The following is a 10,380-nucleotide window of genomic DNA, read 5'->3' on the forward strand; positions in this document are numbered from 1 at the left end:
CATAAACAATTAGTTAGATTGGCTATGATCGGTTCCCGTATCATTTGGGAGTGCAAAGGTAGCTGACTTGTTTTACTTTGTCAAGCGAAACCGAAAAATAATTTTTGATTTGTTTTTCGGTGTTGTCTTTGCCGAGCGGGTCAGGGGGGTGGTTTAGGCCTTTCTGACCGGGGCTCATCCCGGATTTGGGACTGCAAAGGTAGGTGTCTGCCCACCCTTTGTCAAGACCCTGTCTCAAAATAAACAGGAGGCAACGAGACTGTCAGGGTCTAAGTCTCTGTAAAGACGCGACTTAGACCCTATAAGTTTTTACGCTTTTTTTAGCAGATGGTTCTTCTTGCCTTTTGACACCAGGATGTAGCGATCTTGAAGCCATTCTAATTCCAGTGGTGCAGCGGGGTCACTTACTTTAGTTTTGTTTATGCTAACCGCATTTTGTGTGATAGCTCGACGGGCTTCGCCTTTAGATGCGTACACCTCTCCCCGACTAGCTACTGAAAGTAAATCCGTAATGTCTTTACTGTTCGCCAGTTCTTCGGCGGATATTTCAGTCTGCGGTACACCTTCAAATATTACGTCAAATTCTTCCACCTCAATAGAACGAAGGGTATCAAGCGTAGCCTTTCCAAATAATACCTCAGATGCTTTTACGGCCAGATCGTATCCGGCCTGCGAGTGAACACGTATCGTTACGTCCTGCGCAATGGCTTTTTGCAGAATGCGCAGATGCGGTGCTTCGGCATGCTGTCGCTCTAAGTCTTCAATCTCCTCGCGTGCGAGTAATGTGAACACGCGAATCAATCGTGAACAGTCAGCATCGGACGCATTAAGCCAGAATTGGTAAAACTGGTAAGGCGACGTCATACCCGGATCGAGCCAAACATTTCCGCCTGCCGATTTGCCGAACTTGGTTCCGTCTGCTTTTGTGACCAAGGGCGTTGTTAAGGCAAATGCCAAATGCTCTTCACGCCCATCTGGCTGACCGCCCTCTTTACGTCGAATAAGCTCTGTACCTGTAGTGATATTCCCCCACTGGTCGGAGCCGCCCATCTGCAGCCGAATCCCTTTATTCTTATAGAGCCAGTAGAAATCATATCCTTGCAATAACTGGTAGGAAAACTCCATGAACGACAACCCCGTTTCCAGGCGTTTCTTTACGGAATCTTTAGCAACCATGTAGTTCACCGTAATGTGCTGTCCGGCTTCCCGTAGAAAGTCCAGGAACGTCATCTCTTTAAACCAGTCGTAATTGTTGACCATCTCAGCGGCATTTTCGCCGGAGAAATCAAGAAAACGAGTTAGCTGCGACCGTATTCCTTCCTGATTGCGACGTAACGTTTCTTCTGATAAGTAGTCTCGCTCAGTCGAACGGCCGGATGGATCGCCGATCATGCCGGTTGCTCCGCCAACCAGCGCATAGGGTTTATGCCCCGCCCGCTGTAGATGAACCAGCAGCATAATGGTTGCCAAATTACCAATGTGCAGGGAAGCGGCTGTCGGATCAAACCCAATATAGCCCGCAGTCATACCCTCAGCGAGTTGTTCTTCGGTGCCCGGAGTCATATCATGTAACATGCCCCGCCAGCGGAGTTCTTCGATAAAATTCATAGTAGAAAGGAGACGTAAGGAAAGGGAAGAAAGGGAGGAAAGGAGTTGGAAATGGTTATATCCTTCCTTCTCTACTCCCACTCCTCCCTTTCCTCCTTTTTGCAAAAATAGTGGTTATGGTAATAGCAGCGATGAATCGCCGTAGCTGAGAAAGCGATATTGGCTTGTCAAGGCTTCGGTATATACGCGTTTCCACTCATCACCAATTAACGTAGCGATCAGCAAAATCAGGGTCGAACCGGGCTGGTGGAAGTTGGTGACAATTCCTTTACAAAGCTTTAGCTGATAGCCTGGCGTGATATATATACCAGTATGTGCAACAACCTTCTCCTGATTCGAGCGATTTAAATACGCCAGAACCGCAGCGAGCGCTTCCTCAACCGGTGGATGCTCCGCACCGGGCAGTTGATACGCATAGTGCTGATCGAGTTTAAACGGATTGGGCTCGTTACGTATTACTTTCACGCCCATCCAATACAAGCTTTCCAGCGCCCGCATGGACGTAGTGCCAACCGGTATAATTGTACGTATATTATTAAGCAGATTCTGGATGTTCTGCCGGGTATAAACAACCTGCTCAGTATGCATATAATGCTGGCGAACGTCCTCGGACTTGATTGGCTGAAACGTCCCCGCTCCAACGTGCAGCGTTACGTAGTCATGGCCGATACCGCGCTTAGCCAGGTTCTCGAAGACAGCCGGCGTAAAATGCAGACCAGCCGTTGGGGCTGCTACGGCTCCCTCCCGCTTTGAATATACAGTCTGATACGTTTCCCGATCAGTCTGGGTCGCTTCACGCTTCAGGTAAGGAGGTAATGGAACCTCCCCGGCATACTGAATCACCTCGGCAAACGCCAACTCAGCGGGCTGCCAGCTTAACCGGATCACCGATTGCTCAGGATCCTGCCAGGTGGCAGTCAGTGTAATGGGTCCGGTTGAGGTCGATAGTATAGTTTCGAGGGCTTCATGCTGTTTCCAGCGTTTTCGATTCCCGATCATGGCCTGCCACGTAACTGATCCCGTAGCTTCCATAGCCTGCGTAATGGGCTGATTGGCCGGATACGGGTTTAGCAGAAACAGCTCGATTAAAGCGCCCGTCGCCCGAACAAAATGCAGTCGTGCCGGAATGACTTTGGTATCGTTGAATACCAGAAACGTATCATCCGGCAGCAAGTCGGGCAAGTTGTAGAAATGCGCATGGCTGATCTCGCCAGCTTTATAAACGAGCAGTTTCGATGCGTCGCGCTGGGGCAGGGGAAACCGGGCAATCCGATTGTCGGGCAAGTCGTACTGAAACTGACTCAACCGCAGTTGATTTGTTTCACTCATCGCGGTCTGGTTTCATGGCCAAACGGATAGGCAATGCGACCAATACAATGATTAAGATTGCCGTACTCAAGGGTAGTAGCCAGACGTAATCAACCGCCTGAATACCTCGGTCGGATCGGTTCAGGAACGACAACACCAGAAGACCTAACCCCAGGATCGTGTTGATAGCGGCCATAAGCGCGTGAAACCAGTTGGTCAGGATTACGTTGAGCTGAGACCGGTGACTCGCCCAAACGCTCGTGCTCAATAGTGGCAGTTGAGCGGTAGGCACTCGGCTAAACAGCTTGGCAACGGCGTTAATGAGCGTATTATTCAACAGAAAAATGACCACAGCGCTGTAAAAAATCACTTCGCGGCTAATTAATTGAATGGGCTGATTGAGTTCGTCGAAGCGAACGGCTACTTCACCGGGGTACGAAATGTAGCTGCTGAATAAGGCAAACAAGAGTCCGAGGATCGACAAAATGCGCCAGACTCGAATGAAGAAAGTACCTGCTTTCATGTAAAATTGAACCGCCGAAGCGGAGAGATGTATGAATAAGCGAACGAGTAGATGACTCGGCCACCCATTTCCATTTTTAACTTACTTTTTAATCCGCAAAGGTACGGCTTCGGTAATGGAATTCCGTTATTGAAGCCATTTGTCTAAATTTTTGGTTTAACTGAGCATGAAGATTTATACGAAAACAGGCGATAAAGGCCAGACTGCGCTGATTGGTGGTCGCCGGGTAAGTAAAGCGGATCTGCGAATTGATACGTACGGAACGGTCGATGAACTAAACTCCTGGATAGGTCTGGTGCGCGATCAGGCGGTGAACGAAGGCCGTAGAGAGCTGTTGAAAGAAATCCAGGACCGGCTCTTCACAATCGGCGCTGAACTGGCAACCGATCCGGAGAAGGCGCCCAAAAAAGCGATACCCGTCATTGTACCTGACGACGTTACGTTACTCGAACGGGCTATGGACTCCATGGATGCCGAACTGCCCGAGTTACGCGCCTTTGTGTTACCGGGTGGTCATGAATCGGTATCGTATTGCCACCTGGCCCGGACGGTTTGCCGCCGTGCCGAGCGCCTGGTTACTGCCCTGAACGACCAGTCGCTGGTCGATGAGTTGGTCTTACAATACCTCAACCGACTATCGGATTATCTATTCGTTTTAAGCCGCAAAATAGCGCAGGAACTGACCGTTAACGAAGTAGTCTGGAAGCCACGGACTTAATCCGAAAAAAAGTTGTCTTAACAACTAAATTTACTCAACCTAATTTTTTAGCTTTGCCACGAGCGGTCGAAACGGCGAAAGCAGTCGACCTAACTCGTTAACCAATAGCCTGATTATGACGACGGACGTATTGCAAATTGAATTGCGGAAAGCGGAGCGCTCCCGGATTCAGGAGGTAGATTTCAACCATCTGCCTTTCGGAAAACACTTCTCGGACCACATGTTCGTGGCCGATTTCATAGACGGTCAGTGGCAGAACCAGATGATTGTGCCATTCGACAACTTTACGCTAAGTCCGGCGCTATCGGCATTGCATTACGGTCAGTCTATTTTCGAAGGCATGAAAGCGTTCAAGAACGAGGCTGGTGAAGTAGCGATGTTTCGCCCTTACGCCAACTTTGAACGCATGAACGAATCGGCCCGCCGGATGTGCATGGCTACGTTGCCGGAAGACGTGTTTATGGGCGGCCTGGAAGCCCTGTTACGTGTTGATGCTGACTGGGTGCCCAATACGCCTGACAGTTCATTATATATCCGGCCATATATGTTCGCACTGGATACGTTCCTGGGCGTCGCGCCTTCAAAGACGTACCGGTTCTGCATTTTTACCTGCCCGGTAGGTGCGTATTACAGCAATCCGCCTAAGCTCAAAGTGGAAACCGAGTACATCCGGTCAGCTCCGGGCGGTGTGGGTTACGCAAAATGTGCCGGCAACTACGCAGGCTCAATGTACCCGACCCTGCTGGCTCAGCAACAAGGCTACGATCAACTGATCTGGACTGATGCCCGGGAGCACAAATACATTGAAGAATCGGGTACAATGAACATCATGTTCGTCATCGACGGTAAGCTCATCACTCCCGCTACGTCCGACTCGATTCTGAAAGGCGTTACGCGTGATTCGATCCTGCAGATCGCCCGAAGTTGGGGCATGGAAGTCGAAGAACGGTTAGTATCTATCGAAGAAGTGATCAGTGGTATCGAAACGGGTCGGTTGACCGAAGCCTTCGGAGCGGGAACAGCAGTAGGGTCATCGCCTTACTCACTAATTGGCTATAACGGTAAAGATCACATGCTGCCCGAAGTAGCGCCAGCTGATTCGTTCGCCGTTCGGGTGAAGAACTACCTCGCCGACCTACGTACCGGCAAAGTAGAAGACACTTTTGGCTGGATGTACACGGTGTAATTGAGCACCAATAATAGTAGATGCAAAAGCCCTGATCAGTTGGTCAGGGCTTTTGTTGTTACGTCTTGTCAACTGTTGTCTTAAAATATTCCGTTTTTCAGCGCAGGTTTTCGGCATGCCTTGCACCTAACCGTATAAATAGCCACCATTTTGACCGAGTCAGAACTCATAGCGACCTTACAGACTGGTAGCGAAACCGCCTTTCGCCAGTTCGTTGAAACCTACCAGAAGAAGGTGTACAACCTGGCTTTTCGGTTGGTGGGCGATCGGGATGAAGCGGATGACATAGCGCAGGAGGTGTTTGTGGAGGTATATCAGACCATACGGCAATTTCGGGGTGATGCCAAGCTAAGTACCTGGCTGTACCGAATTACGACAACTCAGGCGCTGGCTCATCTACGCAAATGCCAGGCGAAAAAACGGTTTGCGTTCGTGACGAGTCTGTTCGGATCGAGCAACGAGGTGCTGTATGACCCGCCAGCCACCGAAAACCCAGGAAGGCAGCTGGAACAATCGGAGGAAACGACGATGCTGCTGAAGGCGATTGATCATTTGCCGGATACGCAACGAGCAGCCTTCACGCTGCACTACATCGAAGGTCTGCCGTATAAAGATATTGCGGACGTATTGCAGACAACGGTGTCGGCGGTGGAGTCGCTGCTGCACCGCGCCAAACGCCAGCTCCGCACGCGACTTCAACCTTTTTATCAGGATTCAACAAAATAACACGGACATGAACAATGAACAATCTTCTGACAACGACGCCTGGGAAGAGCGGTTCCGAAAGCTGAGCCAGCTACCGCCTGAGTCGCCCACCCCATTTTTCTATACGCGTCTGCAAGCGCGTATGGAACGGCAAACGACACCTGCTTACGTTCCTCAGTGGCTGCGTCGACCCGCTTACGCCTTAGCCGCTTTCGGGCTGATTGTTGTGCTGAACATGGGCGTAGCGCTACGTTACGTTGCTGCCGATACAAGTCAGGCAACTACTGACCCGATTACCTACGAAAGCTTCGTTGCTGATTATCAGTTAACCACAAATACCGATTACGTCGATGAATGATCCTAGAAAATTCAAGCTGCTTATAGGCCTGGTTATTGGGCTGGTGCTCCTGAACGTGGCTTTACTGACCTGGTTCGGGCCACTCAGACAGGGTCGGGTTTGGCGTGGTGCCGGCGAACGGGGCTTGTACCTGAGCAAGCAACTCAACTTCACCGACGAACAACGCGAACGTTATCAGGCTCTGCGCCAGCGCTACTTCATGCAGCGTCAAAAGCTTAACGAACAAGTTCGACCCGAAAGACGGGAGTTTTTTGAGCAGGTGTACGACACCACGAAAAATGACGCGGAGCTGCTTACGCAAGCCCAGCAATACCATATGCAACTAGCGCAGCTCGACGTGATTACGTTGCGGCATTTTCAGCAGGTAGCGGCTATCTGTACGCCCGAGCAACGCGAGAAGCTCCGCAAGATCGTCAGCGAAATGCCCTCCCGGGGCAATTGGGAAGGTCGACGCGGCAGAGCGAACGGCCGCCAAAAATAATTTTCGAATCCTGCGCAGGTTTTTTCTGCAACACGCATCTAACTCAGTAAACAACCAATAATTATGAACAAAGTAATCGTAATGGCAGCCCTGCTGGGCACCTTCAGCGTCGGTCAAAGTTTTGCTCAGCAAGCAACGGAACCCACCCAAAGTGCTCAGACAGGTCAACCCGGACCCGGTCGGCGCGGTCAGTTCAGGAACATGACGCCTGTAGAGGCAAAAGACCTACCAGCCGCTATTGCATCGACGGTAAAAGACAAGTACCCCGACGCTACCATTCGCCGGTCGGCGAAAAATGATCAGGGTAAATACGTTGTGGTCGTTACCGACAAGCAGGACGCCCGGACCATGTTGCTTTTCGATGAGAAAGGCGCGTTGACCACCGAACGGCAGCTTCCGAAACGCCAGCCCGGCGACAAAAACGGGCACTGGCATAAAAACAAAGCCGAGAAGGGTAAGTAAGCAGAGCGGTGGCGGGTATAACAACCCGCCACTCGCATTCAAGTCCCGCACCCATCGTAATTCAATATCCTCAACGCTTCTTTTCAACACGCCATGAACCGTATCCAGAAGTTATTGCTATTAGTCTTGCTGCTTGGGTCGGGAACGGCCCTGGCGCAAACAACGCAGGTGTCGGGTACAATCGCCGACCAGAAGAACGAGACTTTACCCGGCGTTCCGATCATCCTGACCAATCAACGGGACACCACTCAACAATTTTACGCCTTAACTGACATAAACGGGCGGTTCACCTTGAACAATGTGCCCGAACAACAGGCCTATCGACTTAAAGCAACGTATCTGGGCTTTCAGGATTTTGTTAAAACTGTGGAGGTTAATAAACCTATGCTCGACCTGGGCACGCTGCAACTCACTGAGACGGCCAAGAATTTGCAGGAAGTGAACGTAGTAGGCCGCATTGCAGCCACCACCCAGAAAGGTGATACGACGCAGTTCAATGCCGACGCCTATAAAGTCAATAAAGATGCCAGCGCCGAAGATCTGATTCAGAAACTACCCGGCGTGAGTGTCATAAACGGCAAAGTACAGAGCCAGGGCGAAGATGTGCAGAAGGTGCTGGTGGATGGTAAACCCTTCTTCGGCGACGACCCTACCATTGCGCTACGCAACCTTCCGGCTGAAGTGATCCAGAAAATTGAAATTTTCGATCAGCTCAGCGACCAATCCCAATTTACCGGCTTCAACGACGGTAATACGTCGAAAACCATCAACATAGTAACCCGTCCTGATCGACGTAACGGTACGTTCGGCCGCGCTTACGCCGGTTATGGCACCAGCGATACGTATTCAGCGGGCGGTAACGTCAACGTCTTTAACCAGGACCAGCGACTAAGTATTGTCGGGTTGTCGAACAATGTCAACCAGCAAAACTTTTCGGCTCAGGACCTGGTCGGAGCCAGCAGCGGTGGCGGACAGCGCCGGGGTGGTTCGGGTGGCGGAGGCCGGGGAGGTAGTGGTAACCGTGGCGGGGGCGGTGGTGGAGCCGCTCAGTCGGGAGGTAACAACGGGGCATCGAACTTCCTGATTGGGCAGCAAGGCGGTATCAATACAGCAAACTCACTGGGTATCAATTTCTCCGACGACTGGGGCAGAAAACTGACCTTTCGGGGCAGCTATTTCGGCAACCTCGGTACCAACCGGAACGATCAGTCGCTATTACGTACTTATTTTCTGGGCGGCAATGGAAATCAACTGTATCGCGAGAATGAACTCAGCAGCAGTCAGAACATCAACCACCGCCTTGATTTTCGCCTGGAGTACAAGATCAACGAGAACAACTCGCTGCTGTTTACACCCCGACTGAGCTACCAGAACAACAGCGCGACAAGTAATCTGCTGGGCAGTACGTTCCTGAGAACGATCCCTCCGATTGGCGAAACACCTGCTGGCGTTTCCGACACGGTTGATTCGCTGTTAAGCCGTACGCAGAGCGATTACGAAGCAGCACGAACCGGGCTTAACTTTACGAACAACGTATTATTCCGACACCGTTTCGACAAGCCAGGACGTACGTTATCGGTAAATCTCGGTACGACGGTGAATGACCGCGATGGGGTAAACACCCTTTCTTCGCTGAATACCTTCCTGACGGTTCCGGCCGATACGCAATCCATTCGTCAGCAAACCACCAGCCGCACCAATGGCTATGAACTGTCGGCCAACGTAGCGTATACCGAACCGCTGAGCAAACAGAGTCAGTTGCAGTTGAATTACAACATTTCGTACAACAACAACGACGCTGACCGCCGAACCCTGCGACTAAACCCACTGACGGGTCAGTATGAACAACTGGCTCCGCAGCTGTCGAACGTATCCCAGAGCGATTACGTGTTCAACCGGGCGGGGGTAGGTTATAACTTCCGGAACAAAACGGTTGGCTTCACCGCGAACGTAGCGTACCAGCGCGCTTCGCTTACGAGCGATCAGCGTTTCCCGCTACCAGGGGTTATCAATTCAAACTACAACAACCTGCTGCCGAGCCTGCAACTCGATTACCGCTTCACGGATAATAGCCGCCTGCGGTTGTTCTATCGCACCAACACGGCAGCCCCGTCGGTATCGCAGCTGCAGAACGTAGTGGACAACACCAATCCGCTGTTACTGACAGCGGGTAACCCGAACCTACAGCAGTCGTACAGCCACAGCGTGTCGGCCCGGTATACGCTTACAACGCCCGAAAAAGCCAGAAGCTTTTTTGCCTTGCTCAGCGCGGGCGTAACGAATAACTACATCAGCAACTCGATTGAAACCGGCACGGGTGATTCGACAGGCGCTGGTCCCCTGCTGAACGGTGTGCCGCTGGCGCCGGGGGTTCAGTTAATACGTCCGGTGAACCTGCCCGGTGCCTGGAACGCCCGGTCGTTGCTGACCTACGGTACGCCACTGGGTTTGCTGAAGACAAACTTGAATCTGAATGTGGGGTTGAACTATAACCGTACCCCCGGCCTGATCAACAACGAATTGAACTACGTCCACAATTATGTGCTGTCACAGGGCGTGGTGTTGAGCAGTAATATCAGCACGAAGCTGGATTTCACCCTATCGTATGCGTTCAATTACAACTGGGTTAACAATACAATCCGGCCGACCTTGAACACCAATTTTATCACCCAGACGGCTGGGGCTCGCCTGAACTGGCAATTTGGGAAAGGCTGGCTGTTACAAACCGACCTCAACCGCCAGGAATACCGTGGCTTGTCGGCTTCCTTTAATCAGTCTTACGCCATCTGGAATGCCTCGTTTGGCAAGAAGATGTTATCCGATCAGCGGGGAGAACTGAAACTAACCGTCTTTGACTTACTGAATCAGAACAACAGCATCAGCCGCAACGTAACGGATACGTATTTCGAAGACACGCAGTCACTCGCCCTGCGTCAGTATGGAATGTTAACTTTCACATACAAACTGAACAAGTAAGCCGATTGAATACAGAAACGGCCGCAAAGCATATGCTTTGCGGCCGTTTCTGTAC

10 protein-coding genes are annotated in these 10,380 nt (G+C 51.3%); 7 read left to right on the forward strand and 3 right to left on the reverse strand.

The window, feature by feature from the left end:
* Nucleotides 1–309: 309 nt before the first annotated feature.
* From tyrS to ACYVBJ_RS19050, 3 genes are all read right to left on the reverse strand, one after another.
* Nucleotides 310–1,608, reverse strand: coding sequence for a tyrosine--tRNA ligase (gene tyrS / locus ACYVBJ_RS19040; RefSeq protein WP_460983892.1), 1,299 nt, complete (start codon nucleotides 1,606–1,608; stop codon nucleotides 310–312).
* A 114-nt stretch (nucleotides 1,609–1,722) separates the two neighbouring features.
* A complete protein-coding gene (locus ACYVBJ_RS19045; RefSeq protein ID WP_460983893.1) occupies nucleotides 1,723–2,937 on the reverse strand; it encodes an S-adenosylmethionine:tRNA ribosyltransferase-isomerase in 1,215 nt (404 codons plus the stop codon).
* Nucleotides 2,930–3,439, reverse strand: a complete 510-nt coding sequence (locus tag ACYVBJ_RS19050; protein WP_460983894.1) for a hypothetical protein — start codon at nucleotides 3,437–3,439, stop codon at nucleotides 2,930–2,932. The genes ACYVBJ_RS19045 and ACYVBJ_RS19050 overlap by 8 nt, the downstream gene beginning before the upstream one ends.
* Nucleotides 3,440–3,605: 166 nt before the next feature.
* On the opposite strand from ACYVBJ_RS19050, the gene ACYVBJ_RS19055 reads away from it, so the two are divergent.
* The 7 genes from ACYVBJ_RS19055 (at nucleotide 3,606) to ACYVBJ_RS19085 (ending at nucleotide 10,325) form a co-directional block, all read left to right on the forward strand.
* Nucleotides 3,606–4,157 (forward strand): cob(I)yrinic acid a,c-diamide adenosyltransferase, encoded by a 552-nt coding sequence (locus tag ACYVBJ_RS19055; protein ID WP_460983895.1) that lies wholly within the window; start codon nucleotides 3,606–3,608, stop codon nucleotides 4,155–4,157.
* Nucleotides 4,158–4,272: 115 nt separating this feature from the next.
* Nucleotides 4,273–5,343, forward strand: coding sequence for a branched-chain amino acid aminotransferase (locus ACYVBJ_RS19060; RefSeq protein WP_460983896.1), 1,071 nt, complete (start codon nucleotides 4,273–4,275; stop codon nucleotides 5,341–5,343).
* A 150-nt stretch (nucleotides 5,344–5,493) separates the two neighbouring features.
* The gene (locus tag ACYVBJ_RS19065) at nucleotides 5,494–6,069 is read left to right on the forward strand and encodes an RNA polymerase sigma factor (RefSeq protein ID WP_460983897.1); all 576 of its coding nucleotides are present in this window, start codon (nucleotides 5,494–5,496) and stop codon (nucleotides 6,067–6,069) included.
* A 7-nt stretch (nucleotides 6,070–6,076) separates the two neighbouring features.
* On the forward strand, nucleotides 6,077–6,406 hold the full coding sequence (locus tag ACYVBJ_RS19070; protein ID WP_460983898.1) for a hypothetical protein: 330 nt from the start codon (nucleotides 6,077–6,079) through the stop codon (nucleotides 6,404–6,406).
* Nucleotides 6,399–6,887, forward strand: coding sequence for a Spy/CpxP family protein refolding chaperone (locus ACYVBJ_RS19075; RefSeq protein WP_460983899.1), 489 nt, complete (start codon nucleotides 6,399–6,401; stop codon nucleotides 6,885–6,887). The genes ACYVBJ_RS19070 and ACYVBJ_RS19075 overlap by 8 nt, the downstream gene beginning before the upstream one ends.
* Before the next feature lie 63 nt (nucleotides 6,888–6,950).
* On the forward strand, nucleotides 6,951–7,349 hold the full coding sequence (locus tag ACYVBJ_RS19080; RefSeq protein WP_460983900.1) for a hypothetical protein: 399 nt from the start codon (nucleotides 6,951–6,953) through the stop codon (nucleotides 7,347–7,349).
* Nucleotides 7,350–7,442: 93 nt separating this feature from the next.
* Nucleotides 7,443–10,325: a TonB-dependent receptor domain-containing protein gene (locus ACYVBJ_RS19085; protein WP_460983901.1), complete on the forward strand. Its 2,883-nt coding sequence runs from the start codon at nucleotides 7,443–7,445 to the stop codon at nucleotides 10,323–10,325.
* The last annotated feature ends 55 nt before the right edge of the window (nucleotides 10,326–10,380 follow it).

It is taken from the genome of Spirosoma fluminis (assembly GCF_054778895.1).

Bases quoted from the DNA above. Each gene is read 5' to 3' on its own strand.
- tyrS (WP_460983892.1), bottom strand. From the start codon at position 1,608: ATGAATTTTATCGAAGAACTCCGCTGGCGGGGCATGTTACATGATATG.
- ACYVBJ_RS19045 (WP_460983893.1), bottom strand. From the start codon at position 2,937: ATGAGTGAAACAAATCAACTGCGGTTGAGTCAGTTTCAGTACGACTTG.
- ACYVBJ_RS19050 (WP_460983894.1), bottom strand. From the start codon at position 3,439: ATGAAAGCAGGTACTTTCTTCATTCGAGTCTGGCGCATTTTGTCGATC.
- ACYVBJ_RS19055 (WP_460983895.1), top strand. From the start codon at position 3,606: ATGAAGATTTATACGAAAACAGGCGATAAAGGCCAGACTGCGCTGATT.
- ACYVBJ_RS19060 (WP_460983896.1), top strand. From the start codon at position 4,273: ATGACGACGGACGTATTGCAAATTGAATTGCGGAAAGCGGAGCGCTCC.
- ACYVBJ_RS19070 (WP_460983898.1), top strand. From the start codon at position 6,077: ATGAACAATGAACAATCTTCTGACAACGACGCCTGGGAAGAGCGGTTC.
- ACYVBJ_RS19075 (WP_460983899.1), top strand. From the start codon at position 6,399: ATGAATGATCCTAGAAAATTCAAGCTGCTTATAGGCCTGGTTATTGGG.
- ACYVBJ_RS19080 (WP_460983900.1), top strand. From the start codon at position 6,951: ATGAACAAAGTAATCGTAATGGCAGCCCTGCTGGGCACCTTCAGCGTC.
- ACYVBJ_RS19085 (WP_460983901.1), top strand. From the start codon at position 7,443: ATGAACCGTATCCAGAAGTTATTGCTATTAGTCTTGCTGCTTGGGTCG.